Raw genomic sequence first — 19,463 nt, forward strand, 5'->3', positions numbered from 1 at the left:
AAAGGCGCTGTAAATACAGTGATTTTATCTCAACAAATCGGGTTTCATCAAAAGCGGGTTCTGGTCGGATTTTTCTCTGGTACATTCCAGTTGCTCCTTTGGGAAAGAGGATGGTGCAATTCCAAAGATCATATCGGCCAGCACCCGTGTAGGACAGCCCCTTTCAGGTAATAGAGCGGCTGGCATGGGAGGATGACAAATGCTATCGGTTTCAAATGAAAGCAGATTCCTTCCCTGAACAAGCGACGCTGGAACGGGCGACCGACCTTCCGCTATTGCCGCGCACCGTCTCATGGGCAAAGACCAATAGCGGCACCACCAACCTTGATGGCCTGAAGACCGTCGCGGGCCTGCTGGCGGACGCCTTTTCGGTATTACCGGGCGATATGCGTCTGGTCGATCCCGAACCGGTCGAGGCAGTGCGCGCGGATGGTACTGTTGATCAGGTCCAGCGTGGCCAGCATCTGATTGTTTCCGTCCGCCCCAAAGCGCCGGTTCGCATCTTGCTGACCGGCCATATGGATACCGTATTTCCGGCGGACCATCCGTTTCAAAAGATCGTCGAACTCGAAAACGGGGTGCTGAACGGACCCGGCCTTGCCGACATGAAAGGTGGCTTGTCGGTCATGCTTGGCGCGCTGCAATTGCTCGAGAAAAGCGAAGTCGCCAGCCGGATCGGCTATGACGTGATGATCAACAGCGACGAGGAAGTGGGTTCCGGATCATCCGCATCGCTGATCGAACGGCTAGCCAAGGGCAAGACTGCTGCCCTGACCTATGAACCCGCCCTGCCCGATGGCACGCTCGCGGGAGAGCGCGGCGGCAGCGGCAATTTCTCTATCATCTTTACCGGCAAAAGCGCCCATGCCGGTCGCAATCCCGATGACGGGCGTAACGCGCTGATCGCTGCGGCAGACATGGCCTTGCGATTGAAAGCCCTGCACCGCGAAGGCCTGAGCGTTAACCCGGCCAAGATCGATGGTGGCGGCCCGAACAATGCTGTCCCAGATCACGCTGTCCTGCGCGTCAATTTCCGGCCCAAATCGCTGGCAGACCAAAGTGAAGCGCAAAATGCGCTCGATATATTGGTTACGGCAATCGCGCGCGAACATGACCTAAGCGTCCATTGCCACGGCGGTTTTGGCCGCCCACCCAAGCCGATTGATCCCCAGGCGCGGAAACTCTTAGGCTTGGTCAAGCAATGCGGCGCAGAACTGGGCCTCGATATCAACTGGCGCGGCACCGGCGGCGTGTGTGACGGCAATAATATCGCCGCTTGCGGCATTCCGGTAGTGGATACTATGGGTGTACGAGGCGGAGCGATCCACAGCTCTGATGAATTTTTGATAACGGAAAGTCTGGTTGAACGGACACAATTATCGGCGCTGACGATCATGCGGATCGCCGAAAAGGGAGAATTATGAGTTTCCGGATACGCGCAGCGCGGATCAATGATCTGCAGCATCTTTACGAAATGGCGAAACTCACCGGCGGCGGCTTTACCAACCTGCCAGCAGACCGGGACTCACTAATCCAAAAACTGGAGCGATCCGAGCGGGCTTACCAGAGTGACAGCAATGCGCATGGCGATGATCTGTTTGTCATGGTGCTGGAAAATGTCGAAACCGGAGCGGTGCGCGGTACCTCGCAATTGTTCACCAAAGTGGGGCAGACCTGGCCATTCTATTCCTATCGTCTGAGCACGCATTCGCAAACGAGCAAGGAATTGAACCGGACGTTCAGCGCCCAAATGCTTGGCCTTGTCACCGATCTGGAAGGAGCGAGCGAAGTGGGCGGCCTGTTCCTCCACCCCGGCGAACGCGCCGGTGGTCTAGGCATGTTGCTGGCCCGCAGCCGCTATCTGTTCGTCAAGCAACATCGCGACCGTTTCGGCGACAAGATTTTTGCAGAGCTGCGCGGCGTCATTGACGAAGCGGGAGGATCACCCTTCTGGGACGGGCTCGCCGGCCGATTCTTTGGCATGAGTTTTCAGGAAGCCGATTATTTCAATGCCATTCATGGCAACCAGTTCATCGCCGACCTGATGCCCAAACACCCGATCTATACTGCCATGCTCAGCGAATCCGCGCGTGCCGCCATTGGCGTCCCACATCCCAATGGCCGCGCCGCGATGCGGATGCTGGAGAATGAGAATTTCTCCTATGACGGCTATATCGACATTTTTGACGGCGGCCCGACGATGGTCGCCAAGACCGATGACGTGACGAGTATCCGCAATTCAAAATCCGCCAAGATCAGCGCTATTGCTGAAGGCGAAACAAAAGTGATCATTTCGCAGGGCAATCTGGGCGATTTTCAGGCAACTTACGCAATGCTGAGCGAGAATGATGACGGCGTTACGATCGACGAACAGGCAGCCGTCAATATTGGCCTCTCGGTCGGTGACGAAATCTTGTATATTCCACGATGAGCGCTTTCGTTGAAATCAATTTCGATGGCATCATCGGACCAAGCCATAATTATGCCGGGCTGAGCGTTGGCAATATTGCCTCCTCGACCAATGCCGGAGCGACCGCCTACCCGCGCGAAGCCGCATTGCAGGGTATCGCCAAGATGCGGCACAATCTCGATCTGGGTCTGGCGCAAGGGTTTTTCATGCCGCTGGATCGGCCCAATGAAGGTTGGTTGGCGAATTTGGGTACGACCATTGCTGACGCCGAACCGCATCTGCGCGCGGCCGCCTTTTCAGCGTCTTCGATGTGGGCCGCAAATGCCGCGACCATTTCTCCCGCGCCGGACGCCCCGGACGGCACATGTCATCTTACCGTGGCCAATCTGCAAACCATGCCGCACCGCAGCCATGAATGGCCGGGAACGCTGGCGCAGTTGAAACTGGCGTTCGCCGACCGGGACCATTTTTCGGTCCATGCCCCGGTGCCGTCGCCGTTTGGCGATGAAGGGGCCGCCAATCACATGCGGCTTTGCCCCGGCCACGGCGCGCCGGGTGTCGAGATATTTGTCTATGGCAAAAGCGGTGGGCCGTTTCCCGCTCGCCAGCATGTCGAAGCGAGCAAGGCGGTAGCACGCAAACATGGCCTGGGTGAAGATCGGGTGATATTTGCCCAGCAGGCAGAAATCGCCATCGCCGCAGGGGCCTTTCACAATGATGTCGTCGCGGTGGCCAATGAGCGGGTTTTATTCACCCACGAACAGGCCTTTGAACAGCCCGATGCGCTTTATAAAGCGATCCGGAACAAACTTCCGGACGCGGAAATTATCATCGTTCCAGCCGACAAGGTCAGCCTGGACGATGCCATCAGATCCTATCTGTTCAACGCGCAACTGGTGACCCTCCCCGACGATGGCGGCATGGCGCTCATCCTGCCAAGCGAAGCGCGCGAAAATGATGCCGTCTGGGGCTATCTGACGGATCTGGTGGCAGGCAATGGACCGATACGCCGGCTCTGCCCGGTCGACGTTCGGCAATCCATGGCCAATGGCGGTGGCCCGGCTTGCCTTCGATTGCGTGTGGTTGCGGATCCCGCCTTTGTAGATCAACGCTTCCTGGCAACGCCCGAAAAACTGGACGCGATTGCCCGGATCGTCACCGACCATTGGCCAGCGGCGATCAATCCCGATCAACTTTCCGATCCGGAACTGACCGGGGCGATCAAAGCGGCCAGAGGCAGGCTGCTCGCAGTTTGCGACTTGACCGAACTGGATCGCTAGCGGATATTCTCAACTGTCGGGTTAACTTACAGTTTACCAATTTCTTTCGTAAGAAATGCCTGTTTTCTGGGTTTGGCACGGCGTTTGCTAATGAAATGTCATGTGGAAAAAAATCAAACGGCTGTTTGTAATCAAGACCAAATTGGAGGCTTTTCTCATTACCTATGCCCTTGCCACTGGCGCAGTCCAGCGTGGCCAGCATTATCTGGTCGAATATCCGGGATGGGGCGGAAAACTGCTGTTTCTGGCGGTAACCGGCGCGGTGTTCATGGCCGGCGCCAAGATGATCGAGGCGATCGACCTCAACCGAATTTACAGTTCCGAATATTGAACCGGCCAAGCTGTCGGAATCCGATCCGCAAAGGCGCATCAATCTGACCACATGTTCAAGACGATTCTGTCGGTATCTGGGAATAAGTGGAAGGCTTCTGTTGCCCGGTGCCTTCCAAACCGCTGAATTCCCTTCTGTTGCCCGGTGGGTTCAACCGCGCGTAGCTTTCTAACTTATGACCGTGAGGTCAATGGGTTAGGCAGCGATAGCGAGTGCTTCATTATCATTTGCACTTATAGGTTTTGAGCAATCACGGCATACTCAGGCCGGGCAAAAATAACGCCTTTGAACACCCGTCGATCCTAGTTCGGCCCCATCAACAAAGGCGTCCTGCATTTCTGCAAATCGCCTGAAATGGTGGAGCCGCCGGGTACTGCCCCCGGGTCCGTAGTGTCTATTACACGCCATCATTTATCACCATAGTCCGTCGAAACAGACAGCTCCTATATAGGGGCATATTTCTGAATGAACAGTGCACAAACAAGAAAAAGGGCCAACCGGTTTCCCGGTTGACCCTCGTCTAGTTCCCAAAAGGGAATTCCAGAAATTCTAAGCTTACTCGGTAACGGCAGCGTCTGCAGGTGCAGCAGCTTCGTCTGCAGGAGCAGCTTCTTCAGTCGCCATAGCGTCTTCAGCAGGTGCAACTTCTTCAGTGGCCATGGCGTCTTCAGCAGGTGCAACTTCTTCGGTTGCAGCTTCGTCGGTTGCAGCAGCATCTTCAGCTGGAGCATTGCAAGCAGTCAAAGCGAATACGGCTGCTGATGCAGCCAAAACAGCGAATTTACGCATAATAATTAGTCCCCATATGGTCGTTCAAATCAGCTGGCAATTAAACCAGCAGAGCGGGCCTATAGGATTGAAAAATCCGAATGTATCTCAAAAAATGAAGGCTTTGATTAACCTCTTATAATTATAGGGTTATAATTTGATTTTGGCCGCGTTTTGAACATACTCGTCGGGATAATCCGCAACTTCCCGAGCAAAAATAGCCCCCTTTGCCATGCATGTTTTACGGTACAAGAATCATGCTGCAAAAGGGGCGAAATTGGCTATCGCAAATTGCTATTTTTTCAGACTGTCGCGAATTTCGGTCAGCAGATCAATTTCACTTGGGCCTGCGGGCGGAGCTTCTGCCTCCTTCTTTGCCATCAACTTGTTGGCATAGCGAACGATCATGAAGATGATGAAGGCGAGCATGACAAAATTGATCACGACGGTCAGGAACTGGCCCCAGCCGAGCATCGGCACACCAGCTTCTTTCAGTGCGGCATAGTCGGTCATCGCCCCGGCATAATCGGCCGGCGGCGAACCCAGCAAGATGAACAGGCCCGAGAAATCAGGAACGCCAAATATCGCGCTGACAATCGGCATCAGCACATCTTCGGTCAGTGATGTGGTAATCGTCGCAAAAGCGGCACCGATGATTACGGCGACGGCGAGATCGAGCACATTGCCCTTCAGGATGAATGCCTTAAACTCGTTTATCATATTTCGGTCCCTTCACATTTCCAACGCAATGTAAATGTATCAATATTACGAAATTGTCGAGCGCAAGCGTTGCAAAAATGGCCGATGATGCCTAGTTTTACAAAAGCGGAACGACGTCTCGCCGCGCGGATGGAGGATATTCAAACATGCTGACAAAATGGATTAAATTTCTTGTGGTTCCGGCCGTGGCCTTGTCGCTAAGCGCCTGCGGGATCAACAGCGTGCCGACGGCGGAGGAAAATGCAAAAGCCAAATGGGCTGATGTCGAAAGCACCTATCAGCGCCGCGCCGATCTGATCCCGAATCTGGTGGAAACCGTGAAAGGCTTTGCGACCCAGGAGCAGGACACGCTGACCGCCGTGGTTGAAGCCCGGGCAAAGGCTAGCTCCATTCAGCTCAGCGCCGACGATCTTGGCGACCCCGCCAAGGTCCAGGAATTTGCAGCAGCACAAGGCGCTCTCTCAAAAGGGCTTGGACGCCTGATGGCGACGGTTGAAGCCTATCCCGACCTCAAGTCCAACCAGAACTTCCTCGCGCTGCAAAGCCAGCTGGAAGGGACGGAGAACCGCATCAATGTCGCCCGTCGCGATTATAATGAAGCGGTCCGCCAATATAATACCACAATCCGGACATTCCCCGATATTATCGGCGCCAAAATCATCCATGGAGCAAAGCCGATGGAACCATTTGCCGCGACAACCGAAGGCGCCGACGAAGCACCTGAAGTTAGCTTCTAGGGGTGATTGCTCTTCGATTCTTTCATCCGTTGAAGACGGTCCTTTCCGGCTTGGCCGTCGCCCTTTTTGCAATCGCCAGCCCGGCTTTTGCCCAAAGCTTCCCGGAGCTTACTGGCCGCGTTGTCGATCAGGCAGATTTGCTTGATCCTGCCCAAGAGGCTGAGCTCACGGCGAGGCTCGCTGCCTTGGAAACCCAGTCCAATCGTCAGCTGGTTGTCGCGACCGTCAACAGTCTCGAAGGCTATGATATCGCCGACTATGGCTATCAGCTTGGTCGGACCTGGGGCATCGGGCAAGACGGCGAAGGCGAGACGGAAAAGGATAATGGCCTGATCCTGCTGGTCGCGCCCAATGAACGCAAGGTGCGTGTCGAAGTGGGCTATGGTCTCGAAGGTATCATGACCGATGCCCTGTCGAGCATCATCATCCAGAATGATATCCTGCCTCAGTTCCGCGACAACAATATGGCCGGTGGAATAATTGCCGGTGTGGACCGCATTTCAACACAACTGACCCTGCCGGAAGACGAAGCGCGTCTCATCGCGCAGGACGCGGGACAGCAGGCCAGTCAGGGCGACGGCGGCAATATTGGCCTGATGATCTTCTGGGCGTTCATTCTGATCTTCTTCGTTATCATCCCGATGTTCTCGAACCGCGGCGGCAAACGCTATCGTCATGGTGCCGGTCCGGTCGTCATCTGGGGCGGCGGATCAGGCTTTGGTGGGGGCAGCTCCGGCTTTGGCGGCGGCGGCGGTTTTGGTGGCGGCTTTGGCGGAGGCGGCGGCAGCTTTGGCGGCGGCGGCGCGTCGGGGGGATGGTGATGAGCAAGGTGAACCAATTCAAACCGGACGATCACAAGATCGTCACGTCAGCAGTTTCGCAGGCCGAGAAGTCGACCGATGGTGAAATCGTCACGATTGTGACCAGCGAATCCGATCATTATGGCGACGTTGCCTGGGCCATATCAGGACTCGTCGCGCTTACCGCATTGCTGGTGGTCAGCCTGTTCCCCGAAATATATCTGAATATCATCGACTGGTTTGCTGGTGGCTGGAGCGGAATGACCGCCCTGCCCTATTGGACCCTGTTCATCCTTACCGCGCTGAAATTTTTCGGCACCAGACTGATTCTGATCTGGAAGCCGTTGCTGTTCATCCTGATCCCGCCGCCGATCAAAAAAGCTCGCGTGCGCAAGCGCGCGGTGTCTTTGTTCCGGGTTACTACAGACCATCGGACGGTCGGCCGAACCGGCATCTTGCTCTATCTGTCGATGCGCGAGCATCGCGCGGAAATCGTTGCCGATGAAGCCATTGTCGCAAAAGTGGAGCCATCAATATGGGGCGACGCGATGATTGGCATGATCGATCTGGTGCGCGCTGGCACACCGGGCGAAGGCATGGCCGAGGCGGTGCGCCAGATGGGCATTGTCCTGACTGAACATTTCCCCAAAACCGATCAGAACCCGAATGAGTTGCCTGACAGATTGATCGAACTTTGACATTCCGTTCGCCCTGAGCTTGTCGAAGGGTAATTTTTGCGGCAGGCCCTATTTCGACAGGCTCAGCACGAACGGGGTAGAAATGTCCGAAAATATCGAGATCATGTGGGAAGGCCGGTTCATCACGGCCAAGCGCGCAGGCAAATGGGAATATGTCTCGCGCAGCCGCGGCATCAGGGCTGCGGTCATTCTTGCGATTGATGCAGGACATGTGCTGCTGGTCGAGCAATTTCGCGTTCCGCTGGGCAAATATTGTATCGAGCTTCCGGCCGGTCTGGTCGGCGACCATGACGATAATAGCGATGAAGACAGCGCCATCGCTGCGATCCGCGAGCTGGAAGAAGAAACCGGTTATCGGGCAGAAACCATGAAAGATTGCGGCGAATTTTATTCGTCGCCCGGGATGGTGTCGGAGAGCTTCTCGCTGTTCAAGGCCGGTGGGCTAGTCAAAGTCAGCGAAGGCGGTGGAACCGATGGAGAGGATATTACCGTCCATCGGGTCGCGCTGGCCGAACTGGACAATTTTGTCGAAAAGAAGCGCCGCGAAGGTGCCGGGATCGATGTGAAGATGCTCTTGTTGCTGCAACTGGGCTGAATATGTTCACTGGCGCAAGCAGCTGTCCATCTCCCGACATCCGAGCATAACATCATGGATGACGGTATCAGGTGCCAGACAAGCGAGCACCCGCGAAACATGGTGCGAATCGAAAGATTAGGAAATGGATTCCTGCCTTCGCAAGCATGCCGCTAGCGAAAATTGTCGGCGTAAGCCTGTATTTTCAGAGTCTTGTGCGGCGTTGGTATCACAGAATAAGCGATAGCATGTTTGTCGGCATAGGCTTTTGCCGCATCGCAGGAAGCAAAGCTCAGCTCTACTTGACGCTGGGTATCACCAGAGCCTGCCCAGCCAGTCAGCGGATCGGGCTTGCGCGCTTCGGCCGGTTCAAATTCGAGTACCCATTTATCGGTCAGGGCCCTGCCCGACTGCATTGCATTTCTGGGGATTTGATAAATTCGTGCGGCCATTTTCTGTTCCTGTCTTGAACCGGCTCAATAAGCGCGGGATATGGCAAATTCAACCGCTTCGGTCATCGCATCTTTCGCTTTTCCGGATGCAAAAATTCCCAGCGCATCGATTGCCCGTTGGCCATAATGCCGGGCCCTCGACATCGTATCTGTCATCGCTCCGGTCGAGCGAAGCAAGCCTGTTGCCCGAGCGAGATCCTCATCCGAGCTTTTATGCCCGATGATCGCATCTTTCCAGAATTTACGGTCTTCCTCGTTGCCCCGTGCATAGGCCAATATGACCGGCAAGGTCACCTTTCCTTCGCGGAAATCATCACCGGCATCCTTGCCCATGGTTTCGCGATCGGAGCTATAGTCAATCGCGTCATCGACCAGTTGGAATGCAATGCCAAGATTGCGGCCATAGCTATCCAGCGCCAGTTCAATTTCTTCATCGCATTCCGCAACCACGGCGGCTATCCGGCTGGCGGCTGCGAACAAGGCCGCTGTTTTGGCGCCAATGATATCCAGATAACGGTCTTCATTGGTGTCGATCTTGCGCTGCGCGGTCAGTTGATTGACTTCTCCCTCTGCGATCACAGCGGAAGCATTGGACAATATTTTCAATACTTTCAGGGAGCCATCCTCGACCATCAGCTCGAACGACCGGCTAAACAGAAAGTCGCCGACAAGGACGGTTGCCGGATTGCCGAAGATGAGATTGGCCGCGGTTTTTCCACGACGCAAATCCGAACCATCGACAACATCGTCGTGCAACAGGGTGGCGGTGTGGATAAATTCCACTGCGGCGGCCAGTTTGAAATGGCGATCCCCCGGATATCCGATCAGCTTCGCCGCTGCCAGGGTCAGCATCGGGCGCATGCGCTTGCCACCGCCAGCGATAAGATGTCCGGCAAGTTCCGGAATCAGGGGGATTTCCGACTGCATACGGTCGAGAATTACGCTGTTGACCTGATTCATATCGCTGGCGACCAGCGACATGATGGGTTCAAGTGAAGGCGCGGTGTCCCGCCCGAGATGATGGACCGTTGCTGACATGTTGCACCGGATGTGGCAAGTCACTAGGGATAAGGCAAGTGAAATAAGGTCTCATACGGTTGCATCCCGCATATGTGGGACAAAATCCCGGACGAGCGAAAATCAGGCGGCGAACCATGGATGAAAAGCTTAAACAATATCGCGAAAGCATCAACAATATCGATGCGGCGCTGGTGTTCATGCTGGCCGAACGCTTCAAGGTCACCCAGGCAGTAGGCGAATATAAGGCGAAGAACAGCCTGCCTCCCGCTGATGGCGCCCGCGAACAGGAACAGATTGCCCGGTTGCGCCAACTCGCCAGCGACGCCAATCTCGACCCCGAATTTTCCGAAAAATTTTTGCGCTTCATCATCGACGAAGTGATTCGGCACCATGAACGCATCCGGGAAGAGTCTGACTAGGAATCAGTCCCTTCCGACCTGGGCAACCTTAATCGCACCAACAATCCGCCCAGATCCTCGCTTTCTTCCAGCGATACCGACCCATCATAGATTTCCGCGACATCACGGACGATAGCGAGACCAAGACCGGTTCCCGGCTTGCCGCTGTCGAGCCGCGCTCCGCGATCGAATATGCGCTGGCGGTCTTTCTCAGGAATGCCGCGGCCGTCATCTTCGATCTGTAGTTCGACAAATTCATCATCGCTGTCGACGGTGATGAACACACTGCCACCTCCATATTTGGCAGCATTTTCGACCAGATTACCGATCATTTCATCGAGATCCTGGCGCTCGACCGAAGCGACGACGTTCTTGTCACCATCAATATCGATCCGGACATGAGGATAGAGCCGCCCGACCGCGCGTTCGACCGCTTGCAGGCTTTGCCAGACCTTGGCCCGGCTGTGCGCATGGCCGCGCCTGCCCACCGCCCGTGCGCGCGCCAGGTGATGGTCGACCTGCCGCCGCATGACACCGGCTTCGCGAATCACCGTGTCAGCGAGATCATCGGCCTTGGCGGTGGCGCTGTTCATGATCACGGTGAGCGGGGTTTTCAGGGCATGAGCCAGATTGCCGGCGTGCCGGCGCGCTTCCTCAGCCTGCTTTTCATTATGGTCGAGCAAGGCGTTCAGTTCGTCCACCATCGGCGTGACTTCGATCGGCATAGGTTCGACCACCCGGCGCTGCTTGCCGGTCCGCATGGAGGCGATGGCGATACGAATCTTGCGGAGCGGCCACAGGCCGTAGAGCGTCTGCAGCGCCGCCATGCCGATCAGGCCGAGCGCCAGGATCAGGAAGCTGTTGACCAGGATGGACCTGATATTGGCAATCTGACCATCCAGCCCGTCCCGGCTCTGCGCGACTTGAAACAGCCATTTTGTATCAGAATCTGGCAATATTATTGTGCGTTCGAGTACTCGCAGCGGTTCGTCCTCGAACTGCATGCTGTCATATATATGGGTTGCCCGATCATCATGGGTGATGTTCGATTGCATGGTCCGGTCCCACAGCGAGCGGGATGGAAAATCATCATGGTCCTCGCCGCTGATCTGCCAGTAAAGGCCGCTATTCGGCTCCAGAAAGCGCTGGTCTCCGAGCGGCCGGTTCAGGAAAACCTCGCCATCGGGTCCAATCTCCGCCGAAGCGATCATCGCGGTCAGCACATATTCCAGTTGATTGTCGAAATTGCGCGTTACCGCGTCATTCAACACCCGGTCCAGCGCGAAACCGCCGCCGAACAGCAGGATGACAATCCATGCTGCAGCAATCCCGATCATCCGCCGACCAAGCGAGCCGGTGGTCTGTGTGCCTAGCCGAATATGGGTTGTCGGTGCCTTTTCATCGACCGGACTATCTATCTGGCTGGATTCATTCAGGCTTCGGGATCCTCTAGACTATAACCAAGACCCCGAATCGTCGAAATGACTTCCGCGCCCAGTTTCTTGCGGATGCGCGTGACGAACACTTCAATCGTATTTGAATCGCGATCAAAATCCTGATCGTAAATATGTTCGATCAATTCGGTCCGGGACACCACTTTGCCCTTGTGATGCATCAGGTAGGAGAGCAGCTTATATTCCTGCGCCGTCAGCTTGACCGGACTGCCATCGAGCGTCACTTTTCCTGACCGAGTATCGAGGCGCACGGCACCGGCGGTGAGTTCTGACGAGGCATTGCCCGAGGCGCGGCGGATAAGCGCCCGCAGCCGCGCGATCAATTCCTCGGTCTGAAATGGTTTTGCGAGATAATCATCGGCGCCTGCATCCAGTCCGGCAACCTTGTCCGACCAGCTATCGCGGGCGGTCAGCACCAGTACCGGAAAATTGCGCTCTTCCTTGCGCCAGCGATCGAGCACGGTCAGGCCATCAATTTCGGGCAGGCCGAGATCCAGGATCACCGCGTCATAGTCCTCGGTCGAGCCCATGAAATGGCCATCCTCGCCATCCGTCGACAGGTCAATGGCATAGCCATTGGCTTCCAATGTCGATTTGAGCTGCTGTCCCAGCGTGGGTTCGTCTTCAACGATCAAGACGCGCATGCTTGTCCTCCGAAATAATGCTTAATTCTGTGGATTGGCCTATATCACCATCCCTAGAACGTACAATGAATTAGAAAATTGGAAAATGCCAATATAGATTAGCGAGACTGGCGCAAAATCGCGCCGGTCCGGCCATCGACATCAACAAATATTACCCGTCCGTCGCGGATGAATTTCAGCCGATAAACCTGCGCACCCGGGTCAAATTCGGGACCGATATATTCGCTATCGGCCATTCTTGGCAAAATCCGACTCTCAATCGAGCGGATTGATTTCACCTTGCCAGCCATCATCTGCGAGCGCGCCTCATTCTGTTCGCTGCGACGATCCGTAGCCGCAGCGACTTGCGGCGCAAGAAGCGGCAAGCACAGCGCTAGACAGGGCAAAAATATGAATTTCTTCAACATAGGGCCCCTCCTAGACTCGGCGGTTTTAACATCAGGTGAATGGCGGGTTCAGGCTACAGATCGCTATGTTAACGCGTCATTTCATAGGTAATGCTCAGCGAGACGATCGTTCCCACCTGCCCCGGCGCGATCGGGGGTGGGGCAGACGAAGCGGCGGCGCTTTCCATCCGCATCATCGGTGCCTCCGATTCGGACGAAATGCCCTCGCTGATCGAGAGTATCCGAACGCCGGTATATCCCTCAGACCGGGCATAGCTCATCGCTCTCGCCTTGGCATTGGTGAGCGCCCGCTCCCGCGCCACATCCTTCAGCTTGCTGTCATCGCTGATCGAAAAAGAGGGGCCGTTTAAATTGGTCGCGCCGCTGCTGACGATCGCGTCGAGAATCTCGCCAAGCCTGGGGAGATCACGCACGGTCGCGGAAACCTGATTGGAAACCACATAGCCGACGAAGCGATTCTCCCGGCTTTCCTGATCATAATCATAATCCGCGCGCAGATTGATGCCGGTGGTCTGAATATCCTTTTCGGCAATGCCGAGCGATTTGAGCCGGTTGATCACCGCGCGCGCCTGCACGGAATTTTCGCGCAGCGCCTGCGTGGCGGTCTTTGCCCTGGATTCCACGCCGGTGCTGAACGTGGCGGTGTCCGGTGCACTGTCCACCTGTTCCGACACGCTGAGCTCGATCACCGGATTCTGGGCGACAATCTGGACATTCGCAGCGTGCGCGAAATTTGCCGGGATCAGGACCATGGCCGCTCCGGCCAGCAAAATTGAAAGTTTCATGATTTTCTCCATCGATTCAGCTCGTTGTAGAACAAGCTCTCTGAACGGCAGCTATATAGTTTTGCCGGATTTTGCCGGTTCGTTCACCTGGCTGACCGTCACCAATCTTGTGACCGTCAATCTCGACAACCGGCATGATCAGCAATGTCGAGGACGAAACAAAGGCTTCCGCCGCCTTTTTTGCCTCGTCGATGGAAAAGGCGCGTTCCTCGACCGTCAACCCCATGGACTTTGCCTGTGCTAGCATCTCGATCCGCGTCACGCCGGGCAGGATGCGGCGGTCGAGCTGATGCGAAATCAGGACGCCGTCCTTGTTGATGATATGCGCATTTTGCGAGGTACCTTCGGTGATCATATCATCGCGTGTCATCCAGACGTCGTCGACTCCCCCTGCCACCGCTTCCATTTTCATCAGCGATGCGTAGAGCAGCTGGGTTGTCTTGATATCGCATCTTTGCCAGCGCAGATCGGGACGGGTGATGATTGTCATCCCTCGATCGGCCATCGGGTTGTCGATCAGCGTCCGCTCCTGGGCAAAGGCAAAAATGGTCGGCGACGTCTCCGGCGCTGGCCAGCGATAGTCCCGCTCGTCCATCACGCCGCGGGAAACCTGCAAATAGATCAGGCCTTCCTGCAAGCCATTTTCCGCCACCAGATTCTGCGAGACGGTGGACCAGTCTGCAAAAGCATTGATCGAAAGCTCGCCAAGCGACCGTTCCAGACGGGTGACATGTCGTTCCATATCAATCAACCGGCCGCCTATGACCGAGATCACCTCATAAACCGCGTCGGAAAACAGCAATCCGCGGTCAAATATGGAAATTTTGGCGGATGACCTGGGAACATAATCGCCGTTCAAATATACTGTTTCCAAATCCCGTACCTATCACCAAAATTATCAATTTCACGCCTAACAATCCGATATGATGCGGCAGGTCAATGGCCTTTGTCGAAAAGAGAAGGCTTGAGCCAAAGCCCGCTTGCCCCTAACGCCCGGGAACCATGTCACAGCCCCCCATTTTTTCTTACGAGAATCTCTCGCTCCACCAGGGCGAAGGATGGCTGTTCCGTGATCTCGACCTGCATGTCGGTCCGCGCGACCGACTGGCACTGATCGGGCGCAATGGCGCCGGAAAGACGACGCTGCTGCGGTTGATCACCGACGAAATCGAAGCGGACAAGGGGAAAAGGGTTATCCAGCCGGGCGTCAATATCGTGATGCTGGAACAGGAACCCGATTTTACGCCGTTTGAAACATTGCGCGACTTTGCCCTGTCCGGGGCAAACGGGCCGGCATTGCATGAAGTCGAGGCGATAGCCGATCAGTTGGGAACGGATCTTTCGACCCGCGCAGACAAAGCGAGCGGCGGCGAGAAACGCCGCGCCGCGCTTTGCCGGGCGCTGGCGTCGCAGCCGGATTTGCTGCTGCTCGACGAACCCACCAACCATCTGGATTTGAGCGCAATCGACTGGCTCGAGGAATGGCTCGGTCGCTATAAGGGCGCATTTATTACGATCTCGCATGACCGTACATTTTTGACCCGGTTGACCAAACAAACATTGTGGCTCGACCGCGGATCGCTGCGGCGGCTGGAAGTCGGCTTTGGTGGCTATGAGGCCTGGATGGAAAAAATCTATGCCGACGAGACCCGTTCGGCAGAGCGGCTCGACGCCAGACTGAAACTCGAGGCGCACTGGCTGGAACGCGGCGTAACCGCCCGGCGCAAGCGCAACCAGGGCCGGCTGCAAAAGCTTTGGGACATGCGAGCGCAGCGCGCGGCGATGATCGGCCCGGCCGGCGCCGCCAAACTGCAGGCCGAAAGCGATGACAGCCGAACCAAATCGGTTATCACGGCCACCAATATTTCCAAGTCCTTTGGTCAAGGCGATGCCGAACGCGTCATCATTCGTGATTTCTCCCTGCGCATCCAGCGCGGTGACCGGATCGGGATCGTTGGCGCCAATGGCGCGGGGAAGACGACCCTGCTGAAAATGCTGACCGGCGAATTGGAGCCGGACACGGGCACCGTGGCGCTGGCCAAGACACTGAACGGCGTTTTCATCGACCAGCAACGCAGTCTGCTGACCCCGGACAAAAGAGTCCGCGATGTGCTTGCCGACGGCAGCGACTGGATCGATGTGCGCGGCACCAAAAAGCATGTGCAAGGCTATCTGAAGGAATTTCTGTTCGCGCCCACGCTGATCGACGCAAAGGTCGGAACATTGTCCGGCGGCGAGCAATCGCGGCTTCTGCTCGCGCGTGAATTTGCCCGCATGTCGAATCTGCTGGTGCTCGACGAACCGACCAATGACCTCGACCTCGAAACGCTCGATCTGCTGCAGGAGGTCATCGCCGATTATGAAGGCACCGTGCTGCTGGTCAGCCATGATCGCGATTTCCTCGACCGCACGGTCACCATCACGCTGGGCCTGGATGGCAGTGGCAAAGTGGATGTTATCGCGGGCGGCTATGCCGAATGGGAAGCCAAGCGCAAACAGGTTGAAGCCGACCTGAAGCCGGCATCGAAACCGAAATCGGGCACATCCGCCGGTCAGGCGACCTCCCGTTCCAGCAGTCCAAGCAAGAAACTGAGCTACAGGGACCAGCGCGATTATGATCTGTTGCCGGAACGGATAGAAGCGATCGACCGGCGCATGAAAGAGATCGAGCAGGCGCTGGCCGATCCTAATCTTTATATTCGTGATTTCCCGCAGTTTGACAAGCTGACCAAAGAGAATAGCGCGCTGATCGAAGAAAAAGATGCAGCCGAAATGCGCTGGCTGGAACTGGCAGAAGAAGTCGAGCAACTGCTCCAACCCTGATCAGCCCGGCAGACGGTAGAAAATTGCCAGTCGGTCCAGCGCTATTTTCAGCACCAGCTTGCCCGACCGTGCGGGCCAGCCCAGATTTTTCTCCGCAACTGGCGTGCCCTCCCCGCCACAGATGATCCGCCAGGCTATATCGGACAGATCACTGCCCAGATGGTCGATGGCATTTGAAAATCGCTGTTTTGCGGCAAGCTGCGCTTCGGTTTCGTTCAATATCGCCGGTGCAGTGCGTTTTCCTCCCGCGACCGGCGCTGCATCCCAGCGCATCGTTACCCGGGGTGCCAGATTGGCTCTTTCCCAGTCGGCGCGAAGTTTCTCTCCGGCATCAAACTGCCGGTCAGACAAATGGCCTCTGGCGTGAAGCCAGCCCAAGGGCGATTCTGACAGGTTGACCGTGACGCTCCGCGCGCGCCTGCGCTTCGGTGCGCGGTCATTGCGTTCCTCGCCATCCTGAGGGAGCGCCCGTTCTGCGAGCAAACGCGGGTCGGATAGAGATTTGTCTGTTCTGGTTGGTTTGGCTGGCATAATATCTCCTGAATAGATTGTTGTACACTTGCCATTTTGGCGATATTGTAGGAAAGGATAAAACCATATAGGTTTGGAGTTTTAAAATGATCAGCCGTATCAGAGACGTTCGCAAGGCCAAGGGATTGACGCTGGACGATGTTGCCCAGAGGTGTGAACCGCCGACAACCGCGCAAACCATCGGGCGGCTGGAGACAGGCACACGAACCTTGTCGCTCGACTGGCTGAACCGGATTGCTGACGCCCTAGGCGTGGACAGCGCCGCGCTGCTGTCATTGCCCGATCAGGAAGAATTGCCGGTTGCCGCAATTCTCGATCACAAGGGCGCACACGCTTTGGGCAAGACCGAAAATATCTATCAACCGACCATCGAACCAGCGATGGTCGCCTTGCGCGTCAAAAGCAGTATTGGTGATTATCGCGCGGGCGACGATGTCTGGCTGTCGCGGCGTATCCCGGAACAATTTTCTGGCGCGCTCAATCGCGACATATTGGTTCCTCGCCCGGCCGGACGCTATTTATTCGGCCGACTGATCGGGCGCGAGGACAACCGCCTGCAGATCCTGCCGCTCGGCAGTGGTGCGCGGCAACAGATTGTCAGCGATCCCGAATGGATCGGCGTTGCGGTGCGGCTGGTAAGGGAGCTTTAGGGCCTGTGTGCTAGGAAGCCTGCGATGACCCGTCCGCTCAACATCCTGACGCTTTCGACATTGTTTCCCAATGTTTCGGCGCCCAATTTCGGGATATTTGTCGAGCGGCAAACCGCCGAGCTGGCGAACCGTCCGGAAACGAGTGTGACGGTTATCAATCCGATCGGGATCGCGCCCTGGCCGTTGCGCAAACTGGCACAATATCGAGCGCTCGATGCTTTGGCTGAGCACGAGGAATGGCACGGGCTCGACGTCTATCGCTCGCGGTTCAAGCTGATCCCGAAGATCAGCGGCGCCAGCAATCCACGGCGCATTGCCGACGCCATATTACCCTTGGTCAAAACACTGCACGAGGAAGCGCCGTTTGACCTGATCGACGCTGAATTTTTCTATCCCGATGGACCGGCAGCGATGCGGCTGGCGGCTGCGCTCGCCATTCCCTTTACGATCAAGGCACGCGGGGCTGACATTCATCATTGGAGCAGCGATCCGAAATGCCGGGATCAGATATTGCAGGCGGCGGAGAAGGCCAACGCCTTGCTGGCGGTGTCCGAAGCGCTGAAGCAGGACATGATCGCGCTCGGAATGGATGGAGGCAAGATTACGGTCCATTATACCGGACTGGACCAGGACAGGTTTGTTCCCGTTGACCGGGTTGCCGCGAAGCAGGTGCTGGGCGTCAACGGTCCGTTATTCATCAGCACAGGCGCGCTGATCCCGCGCAAGAACCAGGACCTCGTGATCCGCGCCATGACAAGCTTTCCGGACGCTATATTGATGCTCGCCGGCAAGGGCGAAGCAGAGCAAAATTACCGCGCGCTTGCCAATCAGCTTGGCGTTGCCGACCGCATCCGTTTTCTCGGCAGCGTGCCGCATGAGCAGCTGGCGCATCTGACCGCTGCCGCTGATATCGCCATTCTTGTGTCCAGATCCGAAGGCCTAGCCAATGCTTGGGTCGAGGCGCTTGCCTGCGGCACGCCGGTGATCATCAGCAAGGCCGGTGGGGCGCGGGAACTGGTGACCAGTGCGGTTGCCGGGCGGATCGTCGATCCCAATGTCGAGGCGATTGTTGAGGCGGCAAAGGCAATCCTGGCCGATCCACCGGAACAGGATATGGTGCGATCAACGGTCAGCCGGTTCAGCTGGAAAAATAACGGCGATCAGCTGCTGGCGATATTGCGCCAGGCCGCTGAAAAAACCTAAGCCAGCGGCAGAAACGCGCCGACGATCCAGCGTTCTTCAGCCCGCAACACACCCCAGGTGCGCGCCGCAGCCCGGCTGTCCATGACTTCGAGCCCCATGCCGGCCGCTTCCACTTCCCGTCGGAAAGCTGCCGGAGGCTGCAACATCGACGGACCGCTGCCAAGCAGGAGAAATTCCGGTTTGGGAGACAGGTTCAGGCTGGACAATATCTCGGCGAGATTCAGCTGGTCGAGACCCGAGCCAGTCCAGCCGACAGCCTGTTCGGGCGAAATCAGCAGTCCTTGCTCGTACCGCTGTTCACCAATCTTGTAGCCCGTCGGCGTGAACCCAGTGATTACTGGCCCCGTGAACTCGACATCCTTGCGAAGCTCTACCAAGATTCAGCCAATCTGTTCCGGTCCGCCCAGCTTCTCCGCCTTGTCGTTGTCTGACTCTGCCGGCACAAATGTGTCCGGGCCAACCTTGAGCCAGATCAGGATCGGAGCAGCCATGTAGACCGAGCTGTAGGTACCGACAAACACGCCGAAGAACATCGCCACGGAGAAACCGAAAATCACATCCGGTCCCCACAAGATCAATGCGCCGAGCGCGATCAGCATGGTCAAGCTGGTCATCACCGTCCGCGCCAGGGTCTCGTTGACCGACAGGTCGAGCAAGGCAATGATGTCCATCTTGCGATATTTCTTCAGATTTTCGCGAATCCGGTCGAACACGACAATCGTATCGTTGAGAGAATAGCCGATGATCGTCAGCAGCGCCGCGACGATATTGAGGTTGA

At 56.5% G+C, this 19,463-nt stretch carries 23 protein-coding genes, 1 other RNA gene and 1 pseudogene; 12 read left to right on the top strand and 13 right to left on the bottom strand.

What is annotated here, in order from left to right:
* Window positions 1-215 precede the first annotated feature (215 nt).
* The 4 genes from V7665_RS06170 (at window position 216) to V7665_RS06185 (ending at window position 4,021) form a co-directional block, all read left to right on the top strand.
* Window positions 216-1,424 (top strand): hydrolase, encoded by a 1,209-nt coding sequence (locus tag V7665_RS06170; RefSeq protein WP_335663660.1) that lies wholly within the window; start codon window positions 216-218, stop codon window positions 1,422-1,424.
* Window positions 1,421-2,431, top strand: a complete 1,011-nt coding sequence (locus tag V7665_RS06175) for an arginine N-succinyltransferase (RefSeq protein ID WP_335663661.1) — start codon at window positions 1,421-1,423, stop codon at window positions 2,429-2,431. The genes V7665_RS06170 and V7665_RS06175 overlap by 4 nt, the downstream gene beginning before the upstream one ends.
* Entirely contained in the window at window positions 2,428-3,690 is a 1,263-nt protein-coding gene (locus V7665_RS06180; protein WP_335663662.1) for an N-succinylarginine dihydrolase, read from the top strand. The genes V7665_RS06175 and V7665_RS06180 overlap by 4 nt, the downstream gene beginning before the upstream one ends.
* Window positions 3,691-3,790: 100 nt before the next feature.
* Window positions 3,791-4,021: a hypothetical protein gene (locus V7665_RS06185; RefSeq protein WP_335663663.1), complete on the top strand. Its 231-nt coding sequence runs from the start codon at window positions 3,791-3,793 to the stop codon at window positions 4,019-4,021.
* Between the two features lie 123 nt (window positions 4,022-4,144).
* Here the strand turns inward: V7665_RS06185 and ssrA are convergent.
* The 3 genes from ssrA to mscL form a co-directional block, all read right to left on the bottom strand.
* Window positions 4,145-4,497, bottom strand: a transfer-messenger RNA (tmRNA) gene (gene ssrA, locus V7665_RS06190).
* 79 nt (window positions 4,498-4,576) lie between these two features.
* The gene (locus V7665_RS06195; RefSeq protein WP_335663664.1) at window positions 4,577-4,810 is read right to left on the bottom strand and encodes a hypothetical protein; all 234 of its coding nucleotides are present in this window, start codon (window positions 4,808-4,810) and stop codon (window positions 4,577-4,579) included.
* A 273-nt stretch (window positions 4,811-5,083) separates the two neighbouring features.
* Window positions 5,084-5,509, bottom strand: coding sequence for a large conductance mechanosensitive channel protein MscL (gene mscL, locus V7665_RS06200; protein ID WP_335663665.1), 426 nt, complete (start codon window positions 5,507-5,509; stop codon window positions 5,084-5,086).
* A 146-nt stretch (window positions 5,510-5,655) separates the two neighbouring features.
* On the opposite strand from mscL, the gene V7665_RS06205 reads away from it, so the two are divergent.
* The 4 genes from V7665_RS06205 (at window position 5,656) to V7665_RS06220 (ending at window position 8,339) form a co-directional block, all read left to right on the top strand.
* Window positions 5,656-6,246, top strand: a complete 591-nt coding sequence (locus V7665_RS06205; RefSeq protein ID WP_335663666.1) for a LemA family protein — start codon at window positions 5,656-5,658, stop codon at window positions 6,244-6,246.
* Window positions 6,247-6,296: 50 nt separating this feature from the next.
* Complete coding sequence (locus tag V7665_RS06210; RefSeq protein ID WP_335663667.1) at window positions 6,297-7,067, top strand: TPM domain-containing protein; 771 nt, start codon at window positions 6,297-6,299, stop codon at window positions 7,065-7,067.
* Window positions 7,067-7,744, top strand: a complete 678-nt coding sequence (locus tag V7665_RS06215; RefSeq protein ID WP_335663668.1) for a TPM domain-containing protein — start codon at window positions 7,067-7,069, stop codon at window positions 7,742-7,744. Before V7665_RS06210 ends, V7665_RS06215 begins: the two co-directional genes overlap by 1 nt.
* A gap of 82 nt (window positions 7,745-7,826) precedes the next feature.
* Window positions 7,827-8,339: an NUDIX hydrolase gene (locus tag V7665_RS06220; protein ID WP_335663669.1), complete on the top strand. Its 513-nt coding sequence runs from the start codon at window positions 7,827-7,829 to the stop codon at window positions 8,337-8,339.
* A gap of 152 nt (window positions 8,340-8,491) precedes the next feature.
* Here V7665_RS06220 and V7665_RS06225 read toward each other — a convergent pair whose 3' ends face one another.
* On the bottom strand, window positions 8,492-8,770 hold the full coding sequence (locus tag V7665_RS06225; protein ID WP_335663670.1) for an ETC complex I subunit: 279 nt from the start codon (window positions 8,768-8,770) through the stop codon (window positions 8,492-8,494).
* 24 nt (window positions 8,771-8,794) lie between these two features.
* On the bottom strand, window positions 8,795-9,808 hold the full coding sequence (locus tag V7665_RS06230; RefSeq protein WP_335663671.1) for a polyprenyl synthetase family protein: 1,014 nt from the start codon (window positions 9,806-9,808) through the stop codon (window positions 8,795-8,797).
* 116 nt (window positions 9,809-9,924) lie between these two features.
* On the opposite strand from V7665_RS06230, the gene V7665_RS06235 reads away from it, so the two are divergent.
* Window positions 9,925-10,209, top strand: a complete 285-nt coding sequence (locus V7665_RS06235) for a chorismate mutase (protein ID WP_335663672.1) — start codon at window positions 9,925-9,927, stop codon at window positions 10,207-10,209.
* On the opposite strand, the gene V7665_RS06240 is transcribed toward V7665_RS06235, so the two are convergent.
* The 5 genes from V7665_RS06240 to V7665_RS06260 form a co-directional block, all read right to left on the bottom strand.
* Window positions 10,206-11,525, bottom strand: coding sequence for a sensor histidine kinase (locus V7665_RS06240; RefSeq protein ID WP_335663673.1), 1,320 nt, complete (start codon window positions 11,523-11,525; stop codon window positions 10,206-10,208). The two genes, V7665_RS06235 and V7665_RS06240, sit on opposite strands and share 4 nt — an antisense overlap.
* Window positions 11,526-11,620: 95 nt before the next feature.
* Complete coding sequence (locus V7665_RS06245) at window positions 11,621-12,286, bottom strand: response regulator transcription factor (protein WP_067198543.1); 666 nt, start codon at window positions 12,284-12,286, stop codon at window positions 11,621-11,623.
* A gap of 98 nt (window positions 12,287-12,384) precedes the next feature.
* Window positions 12,385-12,693, bottom strand: coding sequence for a hypothetical protein (locus V7665_RS06250; protein WP_335663674.1), 309 nt, complete (start codon window positions 12,691-12,693; stop codon window positions 12,385-12,387).
* A 68-nt stretch (window positions 12,694-12,761) separates the two neighbouring features.
* Window positions 12,762-13,478 (bottom strand): SIMPL domain-containing protein, encoded by a 717-nt coding sequence (locus tag V7665_RS06255; RefSeq protein WP_335663675.1) that lies wholly within the window; start codon window positions 13,476-13,478, stop codon window positions 12,762-12,764.
* Window positions 13,479-13,494: 16 nt separating this feature from the next.
* Window positions 13,495-14,352, bottom strand: coding sequence for an aminotransferase class IV (locus V7665_RS06260; protein ID WP_335663676.1), 858 nt, complete (start codon window positions 14,350-14,352; stop codon window positions 13,495-13,497).
* Between the two features lie 128 nt (window positions 14,353-14,480).
* Here V7665_RS06260 and V7665_RS06265 point away from each other — a divergent pair, with 128 nt between their 5' ends.
* Window positions 14,481-16,301, top strand: a complete 1,821-nt coding sequence (locus V7665_RS06265) for an ABC-F family ATP-binding cassette domain-containing protein (protein WP_335663677.1) — start codon at window positions 14,481-14,483, stop codon at window positions 16,299-16,301.
* On the opposite strand, the gene V7665_RS06270 is transcribed toward V7665_RS06265, so the two are convergent.
* Window positions 16,302-16,832, bottom strand: coding sequence for a DUF6456 domain-containing protein (locus V7665_RS06270; RefSeq protein ID WP_335663678.1), 531 nt, complete (start codon window positions 16,830-16,832; stop codon window positions 16,302-16,304). It lies immediately after the preceding gene.
* Between the two features lie 86 nt (window positions 16,833-16,918).
* Between V7665_RS06270 and V7665_RS06275 the strand changes: the two genes are divergently transcribed.
* Both V7665_RS06275 and V7665_RS06280 read left to right on the top strand, forming a co-directional pair.
* Complete coding sequence (locus V7665_RS06275; RefSeq protein WP_335663679.1) at window positions 16,919-17,482, top strand: helix-turn-helix domain-containing protein; 564 nt, start codon at window positions 16,919-16,921, stop codon at window positions 17,480-17,482.
* A 24-nt stretch (window positions 17,483-17,506) separates the two neighbouring features.
* Window positions 17,507-18,685, top strand: a complete 1,179-nt coding sequence (locus tag V7665_RS06280) for a glycosyltransferase (RefSeq protein WP_335663680.1) — start codon at window positions 17,507-17,509, stop codon at window positions 18,683-18,685.
* On the opposite strand, the gene V7665_RS06285 is transcribed toward V7665_RS06280, so the two are convergent.
* Entirely contained in the window at window positions 18,682-19,062 is a 381-nt protein-coding gene (locus V7665_RS06285; protein WP_335663681.1) for an Mth938-like domain-containing protein, read from the bottom strand. The two genes, V7665_RS06280 and V7665_RS06285, sit on opposite strands and share 4 nt — an antisense overlap.
* A 3-nt stretch (window positions 19,063-19,065) precedes the next feature.
* Window positions 19,066-19,463, bottom strand: a pseudogene (locus V7665_RS06290) (protein translocase subunit SecF); the annotation flags it as partial.

Origin of the sequence: Parasphingorhabdus sp., from assembly GCF_036964675.1 — a bacterium.
Classification (GTDB): domain Bacteria; phylum Pseudomonadota; class Alphaproteobacteria; order Sphingomonadales; family Sphingomonadaceae; genus Parasphingorhabdus.